Source organism: Okeania sp. SIO2C9 (assembly GCF_010672455.1).
Taxonomy (GTDB): domain Bacteria; phylum Cyanobacteriota; class Cyanobacteriia; order Cyanobacteriales; family Microcoleaceae; genus Okeania.
On sequence record NZ_JAAHGO010000012.1, the window covers coordinates 472,418 to 497,997 of the forward strand.

A 25,580-nucleotide genomic window follows, 5' to 3' on the forward strand; every position below is an offset into this window, starting at 1 on the left:
GATAATTAGTGAAAAAAATTTTCTATTTTTCCTCCTCTTTCTTCTTATTTCTTCTTCCTTCTCCCTTCTTCGTTCACTCCTGACTCCTTAATTATTTTAATTTTTTTGTTAAATCCATTCCCAAAAATAAAACGATATAGCAATCCTAAATTATTTGTGATAATTTTATTTCTTCGGTGTTTGTCATTCCCTGCTCCCTATTCCCTATTCCCTATTCTCCTAATCTAATTGTGAATTACGTTTGCCCGTACAAATCCAATAAATAGGAGAAACTAAGCCAAAAGGTCGCCATTTTTTCGAGTCTTCTAATACTGATGCTACCCCACCACGACCCCGATAAATTTGCTGAGAATTTGGTTTTAAATATTTATTTCCTGTCACACCAAAAGCAGAAGTTGTAAAATATTCCACATTACCCATTCCCAAATTTAGCCAAGATTCTAATCTTTTAAAAATAGTAGGAAATCGTGCCTCTGCTAAAAATTTTGGTCTATTTCTATTTACCCATAAATCAGCTAATTCACACTTAGTTAAAACCAAAGCAATACGCCGTTTTTCACTAAACAAATCCTGACCTGCTAATGCTACTAAAAGTCTATCCACTCCCCTGGCATATTCTAGGTCTTTACGATGAGTTGTACCATCAATCATTAACATAATTCCCGTTGCTGGAAAACAATCATTTAAGTAGTCTCGAAGTAATTGAGAATCTGTTTGGTGAAGTACATCGCTGAAAAATTCTCCAGAATAATCTTTGCAACTAATATCTAGATTCAAAACATTATTCGAACGCCTCAAATTATCTTCTGGTTTGAGAGTAATTCTTAAACTATAATCCTTCATTTCTAATACATCATTAGCTAGACGAGTTTGTTCAATTTGTAACCCTTCCTCTATCAAATTTTGTGCCTGCTCAATCAAATATTCTCCATCTTTATTTGCTGGAGTAACTAATTCAACAGGACTAGAAAAATCAGCATTTGGCCACCTAGCCAAAGCTGCCATATAAGTAGTTTTACCAGCAGCGCGATCGCCTATTACTCGTAAAATGCCAGAACAATTTTCCTCTTTTAAATTCTCATTAATTCTGGTCTTTAATAGGGACTTAAACATTCTTTTTACCGAAAAATTGTGGTTTAAAGACTCCCCTTTTAAGGGGATATTAACGAAGTCAGAAGTCAGAAGTCAGATAGGGGAGCCGTCGGATTGGCGACGTACAGAAGTTATTTTTGTAACAGGGATTTGAGCAAGAATCCAAAAACATTTCGCCTTCAAAGGCGGGGTTTTAGACCCATATTATTTTGATAAATAAAAATTTCCCTTTGAGTAAATCCTCTTCTTTTCAAGGGGAGGTAATAATTAATAATTAATTATTAATTATTAATCATTAATTATTAATTGTTGAAATCCTCTTTCCTTGACTTAACCAATACAGGGGTGAAACTATACCATAAGGTTTCCATTTCAAAGGTTCCCGTAAAATTGAGTGGGGACTTCCTAATTCATCAGTACGATTTGGACGGGGGTCATTTCGTTGTAGAACGCCAAAAGTAGATATAGCATAAAACCGTAAATTTTGTTGAGGAATGCGCTTTTGTAAAATACTGGTTGTTCTTGGTAAATGTACTTTAAATATGTCTAATTCTGGGTCAAGACGACCAGGCCAAATTTCTCCTCTTTCACATTTACTCATTGCTATAGCTAGACGTAAATCTTGGGAGCGGTCGCGCTCATCCATTAAATTAATAAATCTCTCCATCACATTACTATAAAATATGTCGCTTCCTGGCTCCCATTTATGGAGTAAAATTAGACAACCGACATTATCTTTTATCAGACATTCATCGATAAATTCTTGATGTAAAGGATTAGAAATACCTGTTTGTAATTCATTAAAAATCTCCCCTGGATAATCTCGCACTACTAGATTAATTTCTTCTGGTTTTTGTTGCCACCAACGTTTTATTTCTATCTGAAAAGAATACAAAGGTAAATCATAGAAACTTTTGATTTTTATTCCATCAATAATAGTGGGTTCTAAAGAAGCACCATTGAGAATAATTGTTTCAGCTTTATTAGCTAAATTTTGAGCATCATTAGTAATAGCTGTAATTTGAAAATTTGGGTGACTTTTTTCTGGCCAATAAGCTAATCCTGCTAGATAAGTAGTCTTGCCCGCACCCGTAGGTCCCATAATACAAATATTCCCCATTTTTTTGATTAAATATGTGTTTACTATTTAAGCGTTCAGCAGTCAGCACTTCAGCACTTCCGCAAATAATGAATAATTCCTGATAATGTTAAATAACCGTACCTTAGCAGTAATATCAAGTATCATTAATTAGCCATAATAAATTAGCTATTTTTAGTCATCTAAAGATGACTTCTGCTTTGAGCCAAGAAATTTATTTCTTGGCGGATAACATGGCTTGCCAATGTCGCCAAGCCAATCTCGCCAAGGATTTTAATCCTTGGCTAATAGTTTAAGTCATCTTAAGATGACTTTTGAGGATTATGCCATCTTTTTATATTGTGGTTAATCAATACAACTTGATATAAATTTTAATTCTCTGTTATCTAACTCAATGACAAAACTTTCACTTTTTCCTTCTTACTTGTTTTGATCACGGGAACAAGATGCTCTCACTGGCTATACTTATTGCTTCCTTCTTCCCTCTTCCTTCTTCCTTCTTCCCTCTTCCTTCTCTCAACCTAAATAACTAGCTAAATAAATCCAAGGTAATTCTAATAAACTACGGTGATAAATACTGGTAATAAAACACCGAACAGATAAACCAGAACGACTACTATTTATTTGTTCCAATTGTGATTTTAGTGGTAAAAAATAACGATTAACTACATAATTATGACGTTGCAGCCAATTCATAGTATAACCATGAGGTAAATAAGCCAATTTAGAAATTTCTTGCTCAAGATTACAATCAATTAAATCGGCTTTATTCAGACATATTACAATAGGTCTGGCTTGAGGACAATCATAAATAAAAAAGTCAGTCCAACGATTAAACCTATTACACCATTGTTGCTGAGTAATATAATTTTCCTGGTTAATATGAGGCTGTAAAATTTCTCTATAGGGAGGAACAATTAAAAAAATTCCTTCACTTTTACCCACTATTTCTTTAAAATTTTGCCATTCATTAATATGCTCAGATTGCCATGACCTACGAAATAATTCCCCAGGAGAATCTATCCAATCTACAATAATTTTACTAATACCAGTAGAAAGTCTAACTTTCACATTCAAAGAACGCTTTTCAATACTTTGAGTAGGTTTAGCAGTGCCATCTAAATTAAGTAAATTTGCCTGGAGATTTTGATAATTTTGATTGACCAAAGAAACCTGAACATAATTTCCTTGGGGATTGGCCAATTCTAATGCGAAATGAGTTTTGCCGACGGCGCGATCGCCTATATAAACTACTCCCATTTTAGAGTTAATACCAATTTGATAAATATTTGCTACAAATAACTAGGTTATTTCTTAGAAGTCAGGAGTCAGGGGTCAGAATGGATAGCTTTGATGCTATTTGTTAGGTCATAATTTATCTTTTTAGTCTAAGGGACATTGCCTGTATATGTCTTTTAACTGCCCTGATTATTCAAACACATTCTTTTTCCAAAGGTGTTAATCTCTTCTGCTTACAAAGAAAATATATTAGTAGCAAATATTTCCAACAATTTGGGATTAATTTATAAAGATTTAAGTTGCTATTCTGAAGCCGAAGAATATCTGATTAAATCCATAGCGATCGCTACCCCCATCTTACCGAAGACTTCCACAAACTCCGCGACTTGGGCGAACAAATAATCCACCTTGCCTTTTCCACCCCTCAAATCCAAGATTTCACCACTTACCAACAACAATTAGCACAATTGCAAACCGAACATAACAACTTGCAAAAAAACCTAGCATCCCAAGTTCGAGAAATCCAACTAAAAGAACAACTCCCTAACCCTAGCGATGTTGCATCAGAGTTACCAAAAGGTTCAACATGGAAAACGAAGCACTAGAAAGCTACTTCAAACCCCTTCAATGTCCCCGAATGCTCTTAATCGCCACCCACGGTGTATTTTTACCTAATCAGCCAGAGGAGGACTCCCCAAGTTTTCCTTCTCAAAGGGAAACTGCTTTACTACCAGGCGATCGCTTTTTTGGTCGAGTAGAAAATCCTATGCTCTGTTCCACCCTCGCTTTAGCCGGAGCTAACACATGGGCAAAAGGTGACAAACTTCCTCCAGAAGTGGGTAAAGGAGTCCTATTTGCTCAGGACGTAGCCGGACTTGACCTCTGGGCAAATGAAATTACTGTCCTGCTTCGTTGGCAAAGAGCGCAATCATAATGTTTGTATCTAGAAGGTATCTACCACTCATTGATATCTATTTGTTCACAATCTTGTTTAATCGTTTCGCCAATAATTTGAAGGTCTTCAGGAGAAATTGAGCCAGCAAAAGGTAATAATTGTGTTCCTGAAATATCTCTAACTTGAGTTTTTAGCAATTTCCGAGCAAATTCAAGCACTTGGTATTGCAAGTGCTGTGGCATAACTTTTAATTGTTCGACTACCTCATCAATGACAGACAGACTTACTAGATATCTCCTTTGTTAAGTAAAGTATTAACAATAATATTAGGCACGTTTCAATTCTTCAGCTAATTCCGCTTCAGTAAGTTGAAAAGTTTCTACTCCATAATCAGCTAATTTTGTTAAAAATAAGGGTTTAGGAATTCCAAGCAAATTTGCTGCTGCTCTGGAAAAAAGACGACCTAATTCATAAAGTTTAATAGTAGCAATTAATTGCATTTCTTGACTAAGTTGTTCTAGGGTTAAATTTAAGGTTAAGGCTGTTTATTCTGGTCTGTTGATGATTAGTTGGTACATAAAATCTATTTTTTGTTAAGAGTATTAATTGCAAAATAATATTATTTGAGTGAATTGAAAAGTTAGGAAGTTGGCGATCGCTATTTGAAAGCTATTTTACAGAAACTTTTGAATAGGTTGTAATTGGTAGATTCTGACCCATAAATACCATTTTAGGGATTAATTCTGATAATTTACCATTGATTTTGAAGAAATAGGTCTTGATTGTTCCTGAGTAGAAGGTTTCTGAGGTAGGGTAATAATATTTTCAGTGAAAAACCAAACTGCAAGGCTAGAAATAACCCCAGATAGCAAGCCAAGAATTAAGCCTTCAATCCATCCTCGAACTCTTCCCTTAGAACTAGCATTTTCGATCAGACGAGCAAAGGATTCTTGAGGAACTTTTATAGTTATTCTGAATAAGAATGGGGCACTTTTTCAGCTCAAATCCTTTCACAGCAAGAAAAACTCGTCTCAATCTAAACCAGAATGACTATAGAACAGTTTCTGCGGTACTTTTATCCTCCTCTAACTCATGAATACGTTCTTGTAACTTACTAACTTTTTCCTTGTTTTCTTGAGCCTCACTTTGCAATGATTCTACAGCCAATATTGCAGACTCTAGCTCTTTTTTTATATCGCTTAATCGACTAATTCTGGTATCTATGCTTTGGGGATCGATAACTTCATTAAGAGGAATTTCATAACTTATAAATGGTATTGGTAATTTTATTCTAACTTGAGCCTTGCTTAAAACTTCCTTACTGAGAAGCTTAAAAATCTTTTTCATAGTTCATTTAAAGAAGCAGAAATAAGTTTAAGTGAATTGTATCCCAGTCATGGGAAATTTGCTATTTCAGCTAAATATAACCAACAGCACTTGCACTTCCTAGAGGGCAGACGGAGGACTCCCAGTTTCAATTCTACGAGCAAACTTCCGAATATCTGCTACCTTTTGTATGTATTCATCAACTTGCTGTTTGAGAAGTTGAGGATCTGAATTTGGAAAGTCAAGCAAAGTACGACTAATGTCATAGTAATCAGATTCTTGTTGACGAAATCCTTGATATTTTTGCTCTGCCTTAAAGGTGTAAGCTAAAGTTACAATCAACCCTGTCCATGTTGTCAACAAAGTCATAAAGCTAACTGCCCATTTATTTGTTGCATCATAAAATTGGATAAGAACAGGCAAACTAATGGCTGAAATCAAACTCCAAATTACTCGTGCTGAGTCAAGCCTTTGGTAAGCTGCTGCCTGATTCTTCCAGTAGACTAAAGTTCCTTTAATTCTACTAAAGTGTTCTTTCAACCTCTCTTGCTCTTCTCCAAGATTATTGGCATTATCAAACCAGGTTCCAGCACTATTTAAATCAATTTTCTTTAAAAAAGCTCCGATTATAGGAACAATAGTTATCAATATTCCTATACACAGAATTATGACTCCAATTGCCCATATATTTATAGACGAAACAGATGAAACTAATTTACTCATCACACAATAAATAAGGTATATCAGTCATATTTTTACTTGCTTGAAAGCTGCTTAACTATTAATTTTATAGCAGTTGTGATAAATATTCTGAAAGTCTTCTTGATGCCTAGATTCTCAATGTCTATAGTCTGATTAACAATTCAGATAGTTCTTTTTCTAGAAATTTTCCATTGCAGCAAAAGATATTTAAAAATGATAGAACTCCGTTCCGTTACGCTATCAAACTACGTTACGCTAGCGCGATCGCACTCCCACTCAAACATTCTTTACTCATCTTAATAAGCACCTAAGCAGAGCTAATGACTTACCTCCAAAATACACGAAAATTTCTTGACAAGCAACCACCCTATATCTCTTACATATCAATACTTTTAATAAATGGCCTATGAAGCAGCGATCGCACCCTTTTTACCCCCATTTTTCCCCCTAAATAGCTCATTTGAACTTTTTTTGGAAAATTTAGTTTAAATTCCAAATATATTTAGCAATAATTTATAAGCTTAATTTATAATAATCATTCATTAAACCCTAAAAGTCTTACAGGTAAAGACTTTCAGTTAAACCAACACCAGCAAAAATTAAATATCAACCTTCTTTCTTCTTCCTTCCTACTTCTTCCTTATAGAATAAAGCTATCTAAAATATTTATTCTAAAATCTAAAAAAATGTCATTTGTTGGCCTACATATTCATAGCGACTATAGCCTATTAGACGGGGCATCCCAATTACCACAATTAATAGATAGAGCTGTGGAACTAGGAATGCCAGCCATTGCTCTAACAGACCACGGAGTAATGTATGGAGCAATTCAATTAATTAAACTGTGTAGAAATAAAGGAATTAAACCCATAATTGGCAATGAAATGTATGTGATAAATGGAGAAATTGAGAAACAACAAAGAGGCAAAAAATTTCACCAAGTCGTATTAGCAAAAAATACTCAAGGCTATAAAAATTTAGTTAAATTAACAACTCTTTCTCACCTGCATGGTTTTCAAGGAAAAGGAATATTTGCTCGACCTTGTATTAACAAAGAATTGTTGGAAAAATATCACGAAGGTCTGATAGTAACTAGCGGATGTTTGGCAGGAGAAGTACCGCAAAATATTATGCAGGGAAAATTAGAGGAAGCCAAGAAAATAGCTAAGTGGTACAAAGATTTATTTGGAGAAGATTATTATTTGGAAATACAAGACCACGGTTTTCAAGAAGATAGAGTAGTTAATACTGGAATAGCTAGAATTGCCGATAAATTAAACATAAAAATAGTAGCGACAAACGACTCTCATTTTATTTCCTGTCGAGATGTAGAAGCTCACGACGCTTTGTTGTGTATTAACACTCAAAAATTAATAGCTGAAAAAAAGAGGATGCGGTATAGTGGCACCGAATATTTAAAGTCTGCTGAAGAGATGAAATTATTATTTCGAGACCATCTAGAAGATAAAGTTATAGAGGAGGCGATCGCTAATACATTAGAAGTAGCAAATAAAGTTAAAGCCTACGAAGGAATATTAGGAGAACCACGAATTCCTGACTATCCTATTCCACCAGAACATAATGCTGATACTTATCTGGAAGAACTTTCTTGGAATGGGTTATTAAAACGACTGAAACTGAAACAAAAAAATGAACTTCCTGCAGCTTATAAGGAGAGAATGAAAACTGAATTGAAAGTTCTTCAGGATAAAGGTTTTTCTACATATTTTTTGGTGGTTTGGGATTATATAAAATATGCCAGAGATGAAAATATTCCTGTCGGGCCTGGTAGGGGAAGTGCTGCTGGTTCATTAGTTGCTTATTCTTTGCGAATTACTAATATTGACCCGGTGCATCATGGCTTGTTATTTGAAAGATTTTTAAATCCAGAACGGAAGTCAATGCCAGATATTGATACAGACTTCTGTATTGAAAACCGAGATTTAATGATTGATTATGTAACTGAACGGTATGGGGAAGAAAGAGTAGCTCAAATTATTACTTTTAACCGGATGACTTCTAAGGCAGTATTAAAAGATGTGGGAAGAGTGTTGGGTGTTTCTTTTGGGGAAGCGAATAAAATGGCAAAGTTAATTCCTGTTGCTAGGGGTAAACCAGCTAAGTTAAAGGTGATGATTTCTGATAAAACTCCTTCTCCAGAATTTAAGGAAGCTTTTGAGAATCAAGAAACAGAAATTAAAAATAATGAAGGGGTAGAAGTTGGTAAAATTCCTATCCGACAATGGATAGATATGGCAATTAGAATTGAGGGAACTAATAAAACTTTTGGAGTACACGCGGCAGGGGTAGTAATTTCTAAAGAACCTCTAGATGAAATTGTACCTTTGCAAAGAAATAATGATGGCTCGGTGATTACTCAGTATCACATGGAAGATATAGAATCCTTGGGTTTGTTGAAGATGGATTTTTTGGGATTGAAAAATTTAACTATTATCCAGAATACTGCCGACTTAATTAATAAAGCTGGTTTTATGTATGACTTGTATTTGTTGGTAATAGCTAAACTATTGAATGACAAATACTTGAGATTACTTAGTTTTTACTTTCATAACTTGATTCAGCAACGCCAAAATCCTCCAATCAACTTGGTACCAGATGACTTACCTGTCGAGGAAAGAAAGATAATGAAAATTTTGGCAAAAGGTGAAGTTAAAAATAAGCCGAAACCTGGAAGTACACGGGAGAAAGTTGAGAAAACCTACGAACTAATTCAGTCTGGAGATTTGGAAGGAGTATTTCAGTTGGAATCTTCTGGCATGGTAGATGTTGTGAAAAAATTGAAGCCTACTTCTATTGAAGATATTTCTTCTATCTTGGCTTTGTATCGTCCCGGACCTTTGGATGCTGGTTTAATTCCAAAGTTTATTGACCGGAAACATGGGCGGGAAGAAATTAAATATCAACATCCAAAGTTAGAGCCGATTTTGCAAGAAACTTATGGAGTTTTGTGTTTGCCAAAGGGAACTTTAATTGATAAACCAGATGGTTCGAGAGTGGCGATTGAAAATATTAAAAGTGGAGAGGTAATTTTAACTTCGGATGGGAGGAAAGTTTGGGAGGCAAAAGTTGCTAAACAGTGGCGGAGTGGTGTTAGGGAAATATTAAAGATTACTTTGTCTAGCGGAACGGTAATTTATGCGGGAAAAAACCATCGCTTTTTAACTCCGGAAGGAGATAAGTTTGCCTGGGAGTTAAAACCTGGGGTGGAGGGAATGAAGAAGGGTAATATTTATGGTTCTGCGGTTTATGAAAAATGGCAAGTTTCTAGTAATCAGAAAAGACTAGGTCAAAATGAAGCTTATTTCTCAGATAGACAGAAACTAGAAAGTTGGGAAAAATCTAGAGAAAACCATCTACAGATTTCCTCTTTTTCTTTGGCAACTCCTTCAGAAAATTCCATTTGTCAAACAGATACTTCGATTCGGAAAAATCTGGAGTTTTCCCCGGAAAAAGCTACCTTATTTAGACCGACTAATTTCTCAGATAAACCTCAGCAGGAAAATGGGGAAAATTTCCAAGAAAATTATCTACAGATTTCCTCTTTTTCTTTGGCAACTCCTTCAGAAAATTCTATTTCTCAGACAAATAGTTCGATTTGGAAAAATCTGGAGTTTTCCTTATCAAAATCAACCTTATTCAGACAAAAAAATTTCTTAGATTTTTCTTTGACAACTCCTTCAGAAAATTCCATTTGTCAAACAGATACTTCGATTCAGAAAAATCGGAAATCTTCTCTGTCAAAACCAACCTTATTTAGACAGGCAAATTTCTTAGATAGACTAAAGCCAGAAAATCAGGAAAATTTCCGAAAAAACCATCTACAGATTTTCTCTTGTTCTTTGGCAACTCCTTCGACAGATTCTATTTCTCAGACAGATACTTCGAGTCGGAAAAATATGGAGTCTTCCCTGGAAAAAGCTACCTTATTTAAACCGACAAATTTCTTAGATAGACTAAAGTCGGAAAATGGGGAAAAATTTAAGCAAAGCCATCTAAAGATTTCCTCTTTCTCTTTAGCAACTCCTTCAGAAAATTCTATTTATAAGATAGATACTTCGAGTCGGAAAAATCTGAAGTCTTCCCTGAAAAAAGGTACTTTATTTAAACCGACAAATTTCTTAGATAGAGTGAAGTGGGAAAATGGGGAAAAATTTAAGCAAAGCCATCTAAAGATTTCCTCTTTCTCTTTAGCAACTCCTTCAGAAGATTCCATTTATAAGACAGATACTTCGATTCAGAAAAATCTGGAGTTTTCCTTCCCAAAACAAACCTTATTCAGACAGACAAATTTATCAGATTTTTCTTGGGCAACTCCTTCAGAAGATTCCATTTTTCAGACAGATACTTCGAGTCATAAAAATCGGGAAGAGTCTAACCAAGAAATCTACGAAAAAACTCATTTTCAGGATGCCAGACTTGTTTATGTTGTCTCTGTGGAAGAAGCAGGAAAAGCGGAATGTTTTGATTTAGAAATGGAAGACCAAAACTCACCATACTTTCTAGCAGAAGGAGTAGTTGTTCATAATTGTTACCAAGAGCAAATTATGAAAATGGCTCAAGATTTAGCAGGATATTCTTTAGGAGAAGCAGATTTATTACGTCGTTGTCTAAGTGGTTCCACAAAAGTAATAGATGCAGCAACAGGCAACTTGGTTAGTCTCAAAGAAAGAGCTGCTAAACCTGAGTATTGGTTGGGTCGAAAAGTTTTTTCTTTAGATACCAAAAGTCAAAAAATTGTCCAACAACCAATAACAGAAATTCATGGTAATGGTGTCCGAGATGTTTGGGAAATTACCACTCGTACAAATAGGAAAATTAGAGCTACAAACAACCACCTTTTTTATACAGTTTTAGGATGGAAACCTTTAAAATATTTTTCCCTAGGCGATCGCTTAGGTTTACCAAAGAAAATTCCGATTAATCATAGTAGTCAAATATCTGATGCTCAAATTAAACTTACTGCTTATTTAATAGGTGACGGACATCTAGAAGTTAGAAGTCAGAAGTCAGAAGTCAGAAGTTATTTCTGTAATAGTGATCCAGAATTAATTGCTGATTTTAATCGCTGCGCAGAAGAATTATTTGGCTCTTCAGCACCTGTCGATAAACAACTACATCCAGGAAAAAAATCAGTTATTTATGTTCGTATAGGTTTTCTGTCAGCTTTTAATAATTGGGTAGATAATCATCTCAAACCTGCTAATTCACCGGATAAAGAAATTCCTGATTGGGTATTTTCTTTGTCTAAGAGTCAGTTACAACTTTTCTTAGGAATTTTATGGTCAACCGATGGTAGTTTTGACAAAAAAATTGGGCATACAGATTACAATTCAACCTCAGAAGTTTTAGTCAGACAAATCCAACATTTACTTCTGCGTTTAGGTATAGTTTCTCTGTTCAATATTAAAAAGATAAAATATCAAGGTAAGCCTTATCTTTCTTATCGAGTTCAAATTACAGCGCGTGAGGATATGCTCAAGTTTTGTGAATTAATACAGCCATATTTGAGTAGTTACAAAAAGCAGATTTGTCAAAGTTGTTATTTAGTCATCAAAGATCAACAAAAAAATCAATCTAAACATTGCCTACCTCCAGAAATTCTTACCCTAATTGCACAAGCTAAAAAAGCTAGTGGAATGACTTGGACAGAAATAGACAAAGCTGTCGGTGTATGTCGTGCCACAATGTCGTCAGGTTTGAATTTTCAAAACACCCCAACTAGGAGTTTATCCCGTCATAAAGTTAATAGATTCGCCACAGCTTTTGCAGATGAAGAATTAAAAGCAATAGCTAATTCTGAAGTGTTTTGGGATGAGATTACTTCTATAGAATATATTGGCAAAGAAGAAGTTTTTGATTTGACAATTCCCGAAACTCATAACTTCATTGCCAATGATTTTATAGTTCACAACTGCATGGGTAAAAAGAAGGTCTCGGAAATGGAAAAGCATCGAGAAATATTTATTGATGGTGCGACTCAAAGAGGTGTTAGTTCCGGGGTGGCACAAGATTTGTTTGAACAGATGATTAAATTTGCTGAGTATTGTTTGGCTTATGAGACAGAAATTATGACTGTGGAATATGGCGCTATTCCTATTGGTAAAATTGTAGAAGACCAGATTGAATGTACTGTTTATACGGTAGATAAGAATGGATATGTTTATACACAGCCAATTGCTCAATGGCATAATCGGGGTGTGCAGGAAGTTTATGAATATAGTCTGGAAGATGGAACTGTGATTCGGGCAACACCAGAACATAAGTTTATGACTGAAGATGGTCAAATGTTGCCTATTGATGAAATTTTTGAGCGTAATTTGGATTTGAAGAGGGAAGAAGGAAGAGGGAACAAGGAACAAGGAACAAGGAAGAAATAAACATAATCAAAAGATTCAGGATTTTTTTCTGGGAGCTATATCAGATTTTTTTTCATTCTGTGAAGCTCCAAAAAAAATCGACGCGTCAAAGGATTTTCCGTTGCATCCTCACAATTTTTCTGATATAATAAGTGTTATTGGGGGTTGTTCGCCTATACGCATGATTTTTTATTCAACACAAAAGATAGTTATGGTTTCCAGAGCGATCGCTCAGGTTGTAGAAAGGAAAATCAATGTAAAAGTGGCGAGGTTTAGAGTTAGAGAGAGATCGCCTCTTAACTAATAACTTAATAGATTTCAATATTGAGGAATTTTTCCCAGGAGCAATACCAGAAATCTTTTCATCTTGTGAAGCTCCCATAAATGCTTGTTTTTCCTCAATTAAATCTTTCCTTCTATAACTCCTCAGCAGAAAATTGCCAATATTGTCATTCTGTGAAGCTTCTAAAAAATCGGCGGGTCAAAGGATTTTCCGTTGCATCCTCACAATTTTTCTGATATCATAAATGTTATTGGGGGTTATTCGCCTATAAGCATGATTTTTTATTCAACAAAAGATAGTTATGGTTACCAGAGCGATCGCTAAGGTTGTAGAAAGGAAAATCAATGTAAAAGGGGTGAGATTTAGAGTTAGAGAGCGATCGCTTCTTCAGTTATTAGTTAAAAGACTTTTCAATATTAAGGAATTTTCCCAGGAGCAATACCAGACTTTTTTTTCATCTTGTGAAGCTCCCATAAATGCTTGTTTTTCCTCAATTAAATCTTTCCTTCCATCACTCCTGAGCAGAAAACTACTAACATTTTCATTCTGTGAAGCTCAAAAAAAATCGGCGCGTCAAAGGGTTTTCCGTTGCATCCTCACAATTTTTCTGATATCATAAATGTTATTGGGGGCTGTTCGCCTATACGCATGATTTTTTATTCAACAAAAGATAGTTATAGTTTCCAGGGCGATCGCTCAGGTTATTGTAAAAGGGATGAAGTTGACAGAGCACTCGCCTCTTGAGTTATTTAGTTAAGAGATTTAAATATTGAGGAATTTTTCCCAGAAGCAATGCCAGAAAAAAAATCATCTTCTGAAGCTCCCATAAATACTTGTTTTTCCTCAATTAAATTTTTCCTTCTATAAACTCCTCAGCAGAAAACTACCAATATTGTCATTCTGTGAAGCTTCTAAAAAATCGGCGGGTCAAAGGATTTTCCGTTGCATCCTCACAATTTTTCTGATATCATAAATGTTATTGGGGGGTGTTCGACTACAAGCATGACTTTTTATTCAACATAAAAATAATATTGTGTCAAACGCGTTAGCGGAGCCTAGCGACAGCTATATCGCAAATGTTAATGTCAAAAATATAGCAATGTGCCCTGGCATATTTACAAATTACAAGAACTTTCCAATAGCTAAAAGTCTTATATTATCGATTTTTTTATTCCCCCATGATGTTGCCTGTTGCCTTCGCACAACGCTATACCAAATGAATTCTATGTAGTTTTAATTCTTGACTTTCAAAAAGGAATTATCGTCGTGGTAAAAATTGTTTCTCGCAAGCTCGCAAAAACAGAAAATGTTTACGATATTGGTGTAAAAAAAGACCATAACTTTGTTTTAGCAAATGGATTAGTTGCCTCTAACTGTTTTAATAAATCTCATTCCACAGCTTATGCTTATGTAGCTTATCAAACTGCATATTTAAAAGCCAATTATCCAGTTGAATATATGGCAGCTTTACTAACTGCTAATAGTGGCGACCAAGATAAAGTACAAAAATATATTGCTAATTGTCAGAAATTTAATATTGAAGTCGAACCACCAAATATTAATCGCTCAGAAGTAGATTTTACTCCTTTGCCAAAAGTAGCTACAGGAGAAACAAAAGATAAAATTTTATTTGGATTATCCGCAGTAAAAAATGTAGGTGAAGGAGCAATAGAAGCTATTTTAGAAGCAAGAAAAGAAAGTGGAGAATTTAAGTCTTTAGCCGATCTATGTGACCGTGTTAATCTTAATGCTCTTAATAGTCGTACATTAGAATCTTTAATAAAATGTGGAGCTTTCGATAAAATTGAATTAAATCGTCACCAATTAATTAAAGATTTAGAAGGTGTAATGAAATGGGCGCAAGATAGAAATAAAGACCGGGATATGGGGCAATTAAGTTTATTTGATGTAGCAGAAACAACAATGCCAGCTTTTGATTCTGCCCCTAAACATCCTCATGTAGATGATTTTCCTGCCAAAGAAAAATTGCAGTATGAAAAAGAAATTCTAGGATTTTATGTATCAGACCATCCTCTTAAATATGCACATGAACAAAATCAAATTCAGGATGTTATTACTATCGATAAAATGTCGGAAAAAAAATCTAAGTCAGCTATAAAATTAGTAGTAATGTTAACTGGAATAAAACATCATATTACTAAAAAAGGCGACCCTATGGCATTTCTGCAAATAGAAGATATGAGTGGGCAAGTTGATGCAGTAGTTTTTCCCAAAATCTATGAAGAAATTAAAGATTTACTGATAGAAAATGCTTTGTTGGTCTTGACAGGAAAAGTTGATAAGAAAGATGATGAAAGTCAGTTATTGGTAGATGGTGCAGAAAAATTAGAAAAGGTAATGGCAGATGCAGTAGAACAACAGGAAAAACCAGTGACAGAATTAGATAATTATCAAAATGAATCGAGAAATGAAGAGATACAAATTAACCAACCTATTGCAGAAGCAGAAAAACCAATAGAGCAAATAGAAAGTCAAAAAAATCCTCCGAAAAAAGACCCTGGATTATTAATAACTGAAAATGGTTTTGCTAAACAAAGACAAATAATTATCTTGCAAATACCAGTAAATATTATTCCCGAAAATGATTCTTTCTTTGAACAAATTAAAGCTATTCTTGAAGAGCAATCTTCTGGCGATCGGGAAAAAGCAAAAGTGGCAATAGGGGCATTAATATTTGATGATAAAGAACAAAAGTCTGTAGAATTCGGTCGGCAATTTTGGGTAGAAGATGGGGAGAAAACTATTAATAGTTTTAAGGCTATAGGACTTAAGGCAGAGATTATTAGTTACTAACATCGTATCTTGATTGAATATCTATAAATAAGGTAATAGCAAATAGAGGTAATTATAGAGGTAATTTTGGAATATTCTATCTGTAAGTATTCAGCTATTAGTAACAAGACTCTCTCATATAGGACGGTTTTTAAATTAACAACTAACTTTAAGGGCAAAAAAGGTAACTTTTGTAGTAAGACAATTAATAAAGCTTTTATCCTAAACTAAAAGCAATAGCTGACAGCTGATGGCTGACTTTTGAATGCTTAATTCTATCTTGAGAGAGAAAAAAATTATGGAAAAGTTTGTAGATATTCAAAGCTTGCTAAAAGGGTATTATAATATAGATTTTCCAACTTCAATCTTTCAATTAGCTGATTTTTTACAAAACTATCCTGAAGAAGAATTGAAGATTGATTTAGGTGCAGTTCGTGTATCTCCTTCTGGACTATTGAGCTTGATATTAAACCCAAAATTACTAACTGAAAATTTTAAGAAATTGGCACTTCTTCATTTTCGCTACTATCGAGATTTACCAGAATTTTTTACATATTTACATGGAGATTGTGATGGCTTGCACTGGGGACTTCTACTTGATGACCCTTCTATTGGTTTTCGAGGTGCTGCGTCATATTATAACAATGATGGTGATGAAATAACGGTCTACAGCAGCATTTTCTCAGCACTTATTGATCGGTGCGAGGAAGAGCTTGAATATTGTGATGAATGTCTTGCAGATTTTCTAGAGGGTGAGGATGAAGATTATCTAGAGAGTGACAGCTCCCGTCGCTAAATCGGAGATTATAGCGCTGGCTTCTCGTTGACTCCCGGCAACCCGGCGGACATTTCACGAGCTTTGGTTTTACTTCCCCGTGCTGCCCCACCGGAGAAGGAGTAGAAAAAATCTTGCTCTACCTATTTTCCTTGAAAGTTTTACATACAAGTGGCGGCTGCAATTTCTGCACAATTCCTTGTAAAACCCCATACTTTCAGTTGTCTAGGTTCAGTTTGTAGGCGGCTTTCGCTCTTGTATTTAACTTTACCTACATTAATCATGTTACTGGGGATTCATCCCATCGTCAAATCAGAGATTATGGCGTGCGGCTTCTGGCCCGAACAGCTAAAAGTATAATTAATAGATTTTTAGAACGCATTCAAGATTGTATAGGCAAGAATTCAATAGAGATTGTCGAAAATCGAGTAGAGAACGTTTCATCAGATACTGGTTTGGGACTTTGTGTACCTGAAAAGTTCCGCAGAAATGAATTATCAAAGGTTTATAGTAAACGTAGCAATGAAGGATACAAAGCACTTCTTGATAAATGTACAGATGATAACGTAGTACCTGCTTTAAAAGCAGGTCGATCTTTATGGTACTGGGGTGGTGAAAAATATTCTGAGAGAGCCTACAATTTACTTAAAAAAGCTTACACTGTACTCCAGCATGAAACATTGTTACACATTCTTGAGATTCACTATAATAACAGGGAAATTAAATGGGTGGACATGACTGATTCAAAAGAAGTCTAAATTGGAATTGATCTTATTCTTTATTTCCTCCTGAATCCTGACTTCTAAGAAATACCCTAGCTATTGGTAGCAAAAATTTATCAATTTGGTATTACTTATTTGAATACAGACTAATCTAAATCTCTGTTTCTTAAAAGATAATCTTTTATGCAATAAGATGAAGTTCAGAATGTAGAACTTAAAAGTGAAAAGCACTATCATATAAACTCAGAATAATTAGGGCTTGCTGATTAAATATAAAAGCATTAAAATATAAAGAATTTAGCCTTTTTGAGGTCGAAAAAAGTACCTGATATCACGTCTAAAACACTCAAAAAGTTAGTATTTTAGGTAAGAGTTGAGCATAAAAATAAAGAAACCATTATTTCAAGGACTTCCTCGAGATTTATAAATAATAGTAATTTGGAAAAAGAATGTTATTAATAATAAAGGCAGTTAAAAGACACGTTCAGGAGGTTTTCCTTGAATTAAAAAGGTAAATTAAGACCTAATAATATCATGTCCGTTGGTATAGTTTGTGTAAAAGCTAGGGAAACATCTAACCTCATGTTAAAACTTCCCCTCTTCTTTCTTCTTCCCTCTTCCTTTTTCCTTCTTCCTTCTGCCCTCATATTAAACTTTCCCTCTTCCCTCTTCCTTTTTCCTTCTTCCTTCTTCCTTCTGCTATCAATAACCAACCACCTTAATAATCCTCTCCTTTGCCCCCAATTTCACCAACCTACTACCCCTATCATCCTGTCCATAAACTTTAACCACATCCACCATCATTCCACATACCTTACCATCAGTTGTTAACATCTGAGCTACTACACCCGACTCACCAACAACTATTCCTGCCAAAACATCAGTTTGTCTAGTAAACTGAAAAGCATTCTGACCAATACCACCACGATTAGCAATTCGCAACGAACCAATAGCAATACGCTTTCCATAACCCTGTTCAGAAACTAAAAATAAATTGCTTTCTCCATCCAAAGTCACACAACCTACCAACTCCTCTTGCTTTCTTAACCTTGTTGCTTGAGACCCCTGTGCAGTACGTCCCATTAAAGGTAACTGTTCCTCATCTATTTCTAATCTTAATAATCTCCCTCCAGAAGTTGCCAAAACTACTTGTTCCCCTACCTGAGCCAAATTAGCATAACGTAATTCATCATCTTCCTTTAGCTTAATTACTGTTATACCGCGATTTGTAATATCACTTAAATCAGACAAAGATAAACGCTTAATTTTACCATTTTGAGTCAACATGATTAAATATTTATTTTCTTCAGCTTCCTGTAAAACAAACTGAGCAATAATAAACTCCTGACGAGCATCCGTCATTTCCTTAGTTGCTGACGGTGATAATAACGTTACTAAAGGTACACCCTTATACTCATGTCGTGTTGTCGAACGATTAGAACCAGAAGGAATATCATTTACCTTCAGAGGATAAGCTTTACCAGTACGAGTCAATACCACTAAAGTTTGGTCCGTAGTTGCCTCAATAATATTAATAGTAAAATCATCACTATTTTCAATAATAATATTAGATTTTTTATCAATTTGATGCTTCTCAAATTCTTTAGCAACTAATCGTCTTACATATCCTCGGTGAGTAAATTCTATAACAACTTTTTCAGTCGGTGGTGGAGCAGCTTCCAAAGTCAAAAATTGCGATTCAACAGTTGTACTTTTTGATTTTCTACCTCTACCTTTAGCTTCTTTATTTGTTTCTTGACTACCAATTTCTACATTACTTTTCTGTTGAGAAACAGAAACATTTGATTCCCCTTGAACAATAATTCTAGTACGTCTAGGATCGCCATACTTGCGTTTTAAAGTTCGTAATTCTTTTTTCAGCGCTTTGAGAAGTAAACGGCGATCGCTCAATAAACCCTGTAACTCTTGTATTTTCCCCCTCAGTTGCTCATATTCCTCCTCCAATTTTTGTCTTTCCAAACCAGTCAGTCTACGCATTGGCATTGCCAGAATAGCATCAGCTTGATTTTCACTCAAACCCAAACCTTCTTGGAAACTAACCTTAGCACTACTACCATCAGGAGCATTTCTGAGAATATCAATCGTAGTATCCAACTCTGTTAAAGCTTTGAGCAAACCCTCAACTATATCACACCTACCTTGAGCTATTTCCAAATCATTCCTGTAGCGACGAGTTAAAGTTTGCTCCCTAAAACTAATAAACTCCTGTAAAAAATCTCGTAGAGATAACTGTCGTGGTTGTGCATCAACCAAAGCCAACATAATAGCACCAAACTTTGAAAGTAAATCAGTGTGCTGATAGAGGTGGTGAAGTACAACACTAGGATCAGCCTCACGTTTAAGCTCAATTACAACCCTAATACCAGAGCGATCGCTTTCATCTCGCAAATCAGAAATACCCTCTATTTTACCCGCATTAACCAAATCTGCAGTTTTTTCAATCCAACCCGCCTTATTAACCTGATAAGGCAACTCTGTCACCACAATAGCCCTTTTTGTGCGACGCCCACGAGCTGTAGGAACTTCCTCAATAGTGGCCACTCCCCTAATAGGAATACTACCCCTACCTTTAGTATAAGCATCAATAATGCCATCAGTACTAACAATTTCCCCACCAGTAGGAAAATCAGGCCCAGGAATCAATCTAAATAACTTTTCATCAGAAAGATTAGGATTATCAATTAAAGCAATAAGGCCATCCACTACTTCTCCCAGATTATGTGGCGGAACATTAGTCGCCATTCCCACTGCAATACCAGAAGAACCATTAAGTAATAAAAAAGGTAATTGTGCCGGTAATACAGTAGGTTCTTGCTGAGACCCATCAAAGTTGTTGGTATAGTCAACTGTAGCCTCACTAATTTGGGTAAGTAAACCTTCATTACCAATAGATGCCAAGCGACTTTCTGTATAGCGCATAGCAGCAGCAGGGTCATTGTCGATAGAGCCAAAGTTACCGTGTCCATCAATTAATGGATAACGACTAGAAAAGTCTTGAATCATCCGCACCATAGCATCATAAACAGCTTGGTCGCCGTGAGGATGATATTTTCCCAAAACATCCCCAACCACCCTAGCGCATTTACGAAATTGTCTGTCCGGGGTGAGACCAAGTTCATGCATGGCGTATAGAATTCGACGATGCACTGGCTTTTGTCCATCTCTAACATCTGGCAAGGCTCTACCGACAATCACACTCATGGCATATTCAAGATATGATTGCTGCATTTCAATATGCAGCGCTGCAGTAACGACTTGTCCGGAGAGCAGATTTAATTGTTTGGCCATGAGTTGCTATTTAGATTACGATTTATAAAAAATGACGAATCACAATTGAGAGACTAAGTCAAAATGTTATGACAATTTAAGATTTTCAGCATGGAATACCTAAATTTTCTCAAAGGTAACAAGGAATACCCAACTTATATGCACATCAGTTTACTAATTGGAGTGTATTGAGGGATGTTTTTTTCTAATTCAGGCAAAGTAAATTTAATATTTTTATAGACTCTCACAGTAGTAACTTTCTTCCTCTATTTTTTTTAATGTACACAAGATTTTTTGGAGATAGTAGCTAACACACCTCAAATCTTTTGACCATAGTTGATTATAGGAATAATTATTTATATTTGATCGAGCACAAACTTGGGTTAAAGCTTAAAATATTACCTACTTAGCCAACTAATACTTTGAAGGCTATGCAGATCGAAAATATCTGCTATGCCACTTTAGGTAGTTGTACAACTACATGAAGGTAAAGTATGTTAACCTCTATTATGCTGAAGGAATTGAAATCTTACCTCGATAAGTATGTATGATTATTGATGTTTTAGATTCCTGCATTGGAGCTGCTAAAAGTAGTATTTCTAGATTACTTTTGTGATTATCATAGTAGTCAGAAGAAAATATGTTCTTAATCTTTATCCCAATAAGATTGGACTATTAAGCTTCTCTCTGGTGAGGTAAACGTCCAAAAACTCATAGATAACCATTAGAAAAACTTAAAACAATAGCTATTTAGTTAGTTTAGTAAGTGATTATGTAATTTTTAATTGATTAAACTGAAAGTAGTTAAACTAAGTTGGCTTTCCCTATCTATAAAAAAATTTAGTCTAAACTTTATAATGGGGTTTTTACATTTACGAGTATTTAGCGGGAGACCTATATGAAAACTGTTTTGATTGTAGAAGACGATCAAGTTAATGCTAGAGTTTTTTCCAAGATTTTGACCAAAAGAGGTGGTTTAGCTGTTAAACACACAGAAGATGTGGAAGAAGTAGTAAAAATGGCTAACTCAGGGGAAGCAGACTTGATTTTGATGGATGTTTCTCTAGCTCGTAGTGTTTACCAAGGTAAATCTGTTGATGGTATTAAAATTACTCAAATTCTTAAAGCTAACCCTGAAACGAATAAAATACCAATCATATTAGTGACAGCTCATGCTATGGCAGGTGACCGAGAATCTTTTTTGAAGCAAAGTGGTGCGGATAGTTATATTTCTAAACCAGTAGTGGATCATCAAGAATTTGTCAGTCAGATTAAGGCATTATTACCTTCTGATTAATTATGATCTAAAAAATGACCACAAACTTTACAAAAAAAACGTGCAGTTGAAAGCCAAGTGGCTTTAGCCCTTGGATGAAAACAAGTTGTGCAAATTTATTCCCAAGTATCCCAAAATATGGGATAATACCAATGAATGCAAGTAGGAACAAGGTTTGTCCCATAGACTCAATGCTTGTAGGGGTGAAACTCCTGTCAGGAAGAAACTAGTGGCATAGTTCTACCGAGACACTCGGCACAGACAAACAGGCAGCAAGGATAGGGATTGATAGCTCACTCCTTGAGTAAAACCACTCTGAAAGCGAGACAAAAGTAAGGGCGATGTATGTGGCATTCTTGTAAGCAAACTTTGAGTCTGTAGGTGGTTTTTGACTACCACCACTGGAAAAAATTAATCATGTCCAGTGACAGCTAGTGGCTTTTCAGAATCGTATTTTTAAACTGATTCGGATGGGACTGCGTAAGAATCACCCGTACTTTAGTCGGGTGAGAAGTCAATAGAATATAACTCTAAGATGATAATCCTGCTCCAATTTTGACATTTTTGGAGCGGGGTATATATTATACCATCTCTCAAAAACTTTTCTACATTTTCTTGAGTAGGCAAGTAAGGGAGTGGGGGAGTGGGGGAGTAGGGGAGTAGTAAACATAATAACTGAAGTGTTACCTAAGTATAGCATTACAGCAGTTTTCATTTGGGTAGACCACAGTAGGGACGTTCCATGGAACTTCCCTAGAAGGTTTTGCTTGTGAAGATGTAGTTCATCAATTAGCAAAAGCGCTGTAATGTATGAGAATTGGTATTAGACATCTCCAAAAATCAAAAATAAAAGCAATTCTTATCTATAAATTGTCAATTATTTATCCCTGTTCCCTGTTTCCTTCCTGTTCCCTGTTGCCTCTTTTGGAGGAGATGTCTATTAATTTATCTACATTACCGCTACTGATTTTAGTGACTTCTATGCCTAAAATATCTAATGAAAACTAGCGATCGCTGAGAACTTCACCATAAGAAAAACCTGGTGCTGCGAGAACAAATACCGTACTGGGAAGATTAGCAGTTTTGGACTGTAAATCCTCATAATATTGAGTAAAATTCTCCCCTGGAGTCCGAATTCCCAGAAAAATCAAGTCAGCATTTTGAGAAGAATCATGCAAGATATCATAGAAAGGACGACCATTAGAAACCAAAATTTGAGATTTGGCGCTAATCCGTAAATTTCGAATCACACTATCAACATTTGCCTGAGTTGGTTGAATAGCTGCTTGTTCGGGTACTACCAATTTCAAATAAATTTCCGCATTTCGCCAATCCATATCTGTACGCAGCAAATATGCTAGAAGTAACATTAAGCCACCATTATTTTGTAAACCACCCCACCAGACATCAATTCGACGATGTTGACCAAAACCATGATCGCTGTCTTCTTGAAAAATCACTACATTTTTCTTAGCCTTATGAATATGACTAATCAACTGACAGTAGCGATCGCGCCTTGAAGGTTCCTGACTATCTCCAAGTACAACAGTATTTGGCGTTAGCGGCCCAATGCCATAAGTTTCCACCAAGAGTTTAGCACCATCAAAAAAATCTGTAGCAGTCACTACTCGTACCAGCGCTTGTACCCCTCGCTTGTCCAAATACTCACGAATTGTATCTTGCATATCACTTTGCTGAGAGACATCGCGAGACGCACTAGGCAAAACACTACAGACCGTAATCATACCTCGATTATGAGTTAAGTCATCTGCAAATTTAATTAACAACCAACGTTTTTTTGGTATCCCAGACAAAACTAAAATATGTGGCCGCCAATTTTTAGTATCCTCCTCACCTATTTGAAGAATTCCTTCCCGCACCAAGGCCATCCATATTCCACGTCTGGCATCTCCCCAAGTTGTCTCTAACTCCCGTCGCTGTAGCCAAATAAATATTGCCAGAACTATCAAAGCAGCAATAACTGTAGCAACAGCATTAATCAAAAACATCACTGCCAGACAACCAAGCGCTCCCAACATTGATAATGACCAATGGACTTGAAATGTAGGACGAAAAGAGGGGCTTTGTAAAAAGCCTTCTATACCTGCTGAAACATTTAAAACCATATAAGTTGTCAAAAAGAACATTGTCAGCACCGGAGCAATAATATTCAAGTCACCAATACAAACTGTGGCAGTAGCGACACCTAAAGTTACTGCTGTACCAATCCTGGGTTCATCATTTGGCCCATTACCATTGCCGAGAAAAGACAACCAACTAGGTAAAACTCCATCTCTTGCTAAAGCTTGTAAGACCCTTGGTGCTCCAAGAATACTACCTATAGCACTTGAAAGAGTTGCTCCCCAAACTCCCAACAAAATGGCCGGCCCCCAAAGAGCCATTTCTTTCATCACCAGGGGTTGTTCGATTAAAGTAGTAGCATCCGCCCGCATAGCCAGGATAATTGGTAGTACCATATATACTACATACCCTGTACCAACTGCTGCCAAAGTACCTACAGGAATTGAACGGCTAGGTTCTCGCAAGTCTCCAGACATACTCACCCCTGCCATAATACCTGTTACAGCTGGAAAGAACACCGCAAAAACTGTCCAAAATGATTCTGATACTCTCTGTGAACCTCCCCAAATTTCTATATTTGTTGTTTCTAGGGGATGTCCGAATACAAATGAAAGTAGAGATAGAATTATCGCGACCATAATAAAATACTGGGCCTTAATAGCAATCTCTGCCGAAGTTATGGCTAAGACTGCCACTGCTATAGTTGTAGCTAGAGCTACATATAGTTGATTAAGGCCACCAAAGGCATCTACTAAGCTTTCTGCAAAACCAATAGTATAAAGAGCTACTGATAGAGCTTGGGCAAAGTATAGGGGTATTCCTACTGCACCACCTGTTTCAATACCTAGAGACCGACTAATCATATAATATGCACCTCCTCCTTTGACTATTCGGTCTGTGGCGATCGCGCTGACTGACAAAGAAGTTAAAAAGGTAATTCCTGTGGACAAAGTGACGATGGTCAAAGTCCCCAATAAACCAACATTACCTACTACCCACCCAAAGCGGAGGTACATAATTACACCCAAAATTGTCAAAATTGAGGGAGTATAAACACCACCAAATGTTCCTAAACCTGTTTCATTACTATTGTCAGAAGCAGTTTTCGGAGTTGATTGTTTTTCTTCTGATGGTTTTTTAAATAGCTTCATACATACAAAATTTTAATATTTTAACTTCTGTTTCAAGTTATCTATACATTTAATTAAATACCTATCTTTGCTTTATGTCCTAGCTTTCAAGTTTTAGATTTTAGATAGTGTTTCAACTCAAAATATTGCATACCAACAAATAATAGGGATTTTTAAAGCTGATGTTATTTTTTCTTGATTAATTTAATTTCTAGAATCAAAAAAACTCCCGACCATTAGCTTGTAAAGCAAAGATATTTTATACCAATTTTATAAATATTTGCTACAAATAGCTCAGTTATTTATTAGGAGTAAGGAGTCAGAATCAATAGCTTCAATACCATTTATGAGGTCGTAAGTTATATTTTTAGTCAAAGTGATATCTCCTGTAAAGTCTTTTAATTACCCCCTATTATCTGTAACATTCTTTTTTTTTAATAGTATTAGATATATAAGCCATAGTACTTAGGAAATAGACAGATGATGAATCGAATACAGTTC

General features: G+C 35.6%; 17 protein-coding genes and 1 pseudogene. 6 read left to right on the top strand and 12 right to left on the bottom strand.

The annotated features are described in order from the left end of the window. Nucleotides 1-219: 219 nt before the first annotated feature. The 4 genes from F6K23_RS12495 to F6K23_RS12510 all read right to left on the bottom strand — a co-directional run bounded on the left by F6K23_RS12495 (nt 220) and on the right by F6K23_RS12510 (nt 3,864). The gene (locus F6K23_RS12495; RefSeq protein WP_293155421.1) at nt 220-1,113 is read right to left on the bottom strand and encodes a hypothetical protein; all 894 of its coding nucleotides are present in this window, start codon (nt 1,111-1,113) and stop codon (nt 220-222) included. Nucleotides 1,114-1,387: 274 nt separating this feature from the next. Next, nucleotides 1,388-2,194, bottom strand: a complete 807-nt coding sequence (locus F6K23_RS12500) for a hypothetical protein (protein WP_367267690.1) — start codon at nt 2,192-2,194, stop codon at nt 1,388-1,390. A gap of 513 nt (nt 2,195-2,707) precedes the next feature. Then, nucleotides 2,708-3,451, bottom strand: coding sequence for a hypothetical protein (locus tag F6K23_RS12505; RefSeq protein ID WP_293155426.1), 744 nt, complete (start codon nt 3,449-3,451; stop codon nt 2,708-2,710). Nucleotides 3,452-3,732: 281 nt separating this feature from the next. Continuing rightward, nucleotides 3,733-3,864, bottom strand: coding sequence for a hypothetical protein (locus tag F6K23_RS12510; RefSeq protein WP_293155428.1), 132 nt, complete (start codon nt 3,862-3,864; stop codon nt 3,733-3,735). Between the two features lie 152 nt (nt 3,865-4,016). Between F6K23_RS12510 and F6K23_RS12515 the strand changes: the two genes are divergently transcribed. After that, nucleotides 4,017-4,364: a hypothetical protein gene (locus tag F6K23_RS12515; RefSeq protein ID WP_293155430.1), complete on the top strand. Its 348-nt coding sequence runs from the start codon at nt 4,017-4,019 to the stop codon at nt 4,362-4,364. A gap of 20 nt (nt 4,365-4,384) precedes the next feature. Here the strand turns inward: F6K23_RS12515 and F6K23_RS12520 are convergent, their stop codons facing one another. The 4 genes and pseudogenes from F6K23_RS12520 to F6K23_RS12535 all read right to left on the bottom strand — a co-directional run bounded on the left by F6K23_RS12520 (nt 4,385) and on the right by F6K23_RS12535 (nt 6,299). Beyond that, complete coding sequence (locus tag F6K23_RS12520; RefSeq protein ID WP_293155432.1) at nt 4,385-4,567, bottom strand: hypothetical protein; 183 nt, start codon at nt 4,565-4,567, stop codon at nt 4,385-4,387. An 84-nt stretch (nt 4,568-4,651) separates the two neighbouring features. After that, nucleotides 4,652-4,852: pseudogene (locus F6K23_RS12525) on the bottom strand (UPF0175 family protein); the annotation flags it as partial. Between the two features lie 523 nt (nt 4,853-5,375). Beyond that, entirely contained in the window at nt 5,376-5,672 is a 297-nt protein-coding gene (locus F6K23_RS12530; protein ID WP_287521252.1) for a hypothetical protein, read from the bottom strand. 99 nt (nt 5,673-5,771) lie between these two features. After that, on the bottom strand, nt 5,772-6,299 hold the full coding sequence (locus F6K23_RS12535) for a hypothetical protein (protein ID WP_293155438.1): 528 nt from the start codon (nt 6,297-6,299) through the stop codon (nt 5,772-5,774). A 740-nt stretch (nt 6,300-7,039) separates the two neighbouring features. Between F6K23_RS12535 and dnaE the strand changes: the two genes are divergently transcribed. Further along, a complete protein-coding gene (gene dnaE, locus F6K23_RS12540; protein WP_293155441.1) occupies nt 7,040-12,751 on the top strand; it encodes a DNA polymerase III subunit alpha in 5,712 nt (1,903 codons plus the stop codon). Between the two features lie 172 nt (nt 12,752-12,923). On the opposite strand, the gene F6K23_RS12545 is transcribed toward dnaE, so the two are convergent. Next, the gene (locus F6K23_RS12545; protein WP_293155444.1) at nt 12,924-13,112 is read right to left on the bottom strand and encodes a hypothetical protein; all 189 of its coding nucleotides are present in this window, start codon (nt 13,110-13,112) and stop codon (nt 12,924-12,926) included. 1,092 nt (nt 13,113-14,204) lie between these two features. On the opposite strand from F6K23_RS12545, the gene F6K23_RS12550 reads away from it, so the two are divergent. The 3 genes from F6K23_RS12550 (at nt 14,205) to F6K23_RS12560 (ending at nt 17,339) form a co-directional block, all read left to right on the top strand. Then, nucleotides 14,205-15,827: an OB-fold nucleic acid binding domain-containing protein gene (locus F6K23_RS12550; protein WP_293155447.1), complete on the top strand. Its 1,623-nt coding sequence runs from the start codon at nt 14,205-14,207 to the stop codon at nt 15,825-15,827. 277 nt (nt 15,828-16,104) lie between these two features. Next, nucleotides 16,105-16,602, top strand: coding sequence for an ADP-ribosylation family protein (locus F6K23_RS12555; RefSeq protein WP_293155450.1), 498 nt, complete (start codon nt 16,105-16,107; stop codon nt 16,600-16,602). 305 nt (nt 16,603-16,907) lie between these two features. Beyond that, complete coding sequence (locus tag F6K23_RS12560; protein WP_293155453.1) at nt 16,908-17,339, top strand: hypothetical protein; 432 nt, start codon at nt 16,908-16,910, stop codon at nt 17,337-17,339. Nucleotides 17,340-17,806: 467 nt separating this feature from the next. Here F6K23_RS12560 and F6K23_RS12565 read toward each other — a convergent pair whose 3' ends face one another. Both F6K23_RS12565 and F6K23_RS12570 read right to left on the bottom strand, forming a co-directional pair. After that, the gene (locus tag F6K23_RS12565; RefSeq protein ID WP_293155455.1) at nt 17,807-18,016 is read right to left on the bottom strand and encodes a hypothetical protein; all 210 of its coding nucleotides are present in this window, start codon (nt 18,014-18,016) and stop codon (nt 17,807-17,809) included. Then, nucleotides 18,006-20,612, bottom strand: coding sequence for a DNA topoisomerase (ATP-hydrolyzing) subunit A (locus F6K23_RS12570; protein ID WP_293155457.1), 2,607 nt, complete (start codon nt 20,610-20,612; stop codon nt 18,006-18,008). The genes F6K23_RS12565 and F6K23_RS12570 overlap by 11 nt, the downstream gene beginning before the upstream one ends. Before the next feature lie 877 nt (nt 20,613-21,489). Between F6K23_RS12570 and F6K23_RS12575 the strand changes: the two genes are divergently transcribed. Continuing rightward, on the top strand, nt 21,490-21,888 hold the full coding sequence (locus F6K23_RS12575; protein WP_293155460.1) for a response regulator: 399 nt from the start codon (nt 21,490-21,492) through the stop codon (nt 21,886-21,888). Nucleotides 21,889-22,871: 983 nt separating this feature from the next. On the opposite strand, the gene F6K23_RS12580 is transcribed toward F6K23_RS12575, so the two are convergent. Further along, nucleotides 22,872-25,100: an amino acid permease gene (locus tag F6K23_RS12580; protein ID WP_293155463.1), complete on the bottom strand. Its 2,229-nt coding sequence runs from the start codon at nt 25,098-25,100 to the stop codon at nt 22,872-22,874. Nucleotides 25,101-25,580 lie beyond the last annotated feature (480 nt).

Bases quoted from the DNA above. Each gene is read 5' to 3' on its own strand.
- F6K23_RS12495 (WP_293155421.1), bottom strand. From the start codon at position 1,113: ATGTTTAAGTCCCTATTAAAGACCAGAATTAATGAGAATTTAAAAGAG.
- F6K23_RS12500 (WP_367267690.1), bottom strand. From the start codon at position 2,194: ATGGGACCTACGGGTGCGGGCAAGACTACTTATCTAGCAGGATTAGCT.
- F6K23_RS12505 (WP_293155426.1), bottom strand. From the start codon at position 3,451: ATGGGAGTAGTTTATATAGGCGATCGCGCCGTCGGCAAAACTCATTTC.
- F6K23_RS12515 (WP_293155430.1), top strand. From the start codon at position 4,017: ATGGAAAACGAAGCACTAGAAAGCTACTTCAAACCCCTTCAATGTCCC.
- F6K23_RS12520 (WP_293155432.1), bottom strand. From the start codon at position 4,567: ATGCCACAGCACTTGCAATACCAAGTGCTTGAATTTGCTCGGAAATTG.
- F6K23_RS12530 (WP_287521252.1), bottom strand. From the start codon at position 5,672: ATGAAAAAGATTTTTAAGCTTCTCAGTAAGGAAGTTTTAAGCAAGGCT.
- dnaE (WP_293155441.1), top strand. From the start codon at position 7,040: ATGTCATTTGTTGGCCTACATATTCATAGCGACTATAGCCTATTAGAC.
- F6K23_RS12545 (WP_293155444.1), bottom strand. From the start codon at position 13,112: ATGGGAGCTTCACAAGATGAAAAGATTTCTGGTATTGCTCCTGGGAAA.
- F6K23_RS12555 (WP_293155450.1), top strand. From the start codon at position 16,105: ATGGAAAAGTTTGTAGATATTCAAAGCTTGCTAAAAGGGTATTATAAT.
- F6K23_RS12570 (WP_293155457.1), bottom strand. From the start codon at position 20,612: ATGGCCAAACAATTAAATCTGCTCTCCGGACAAGTCGTTACTGCAGCG.
- F6K23_RS12575 (WP_293155460.1), top strand. From the start codon at position 21,490: ATGAAAACTGTTTTGATTGTAGAAGACGATCAAGTTAATGCTAGAGTT.
- F6K23_RS12580 (WP_293155463.1), bottom strand. From the start codon at position 25,100: ATGAAGCTATTTAAAAAACCATCAGAAGAAAAACAATCAACTCCGAAA.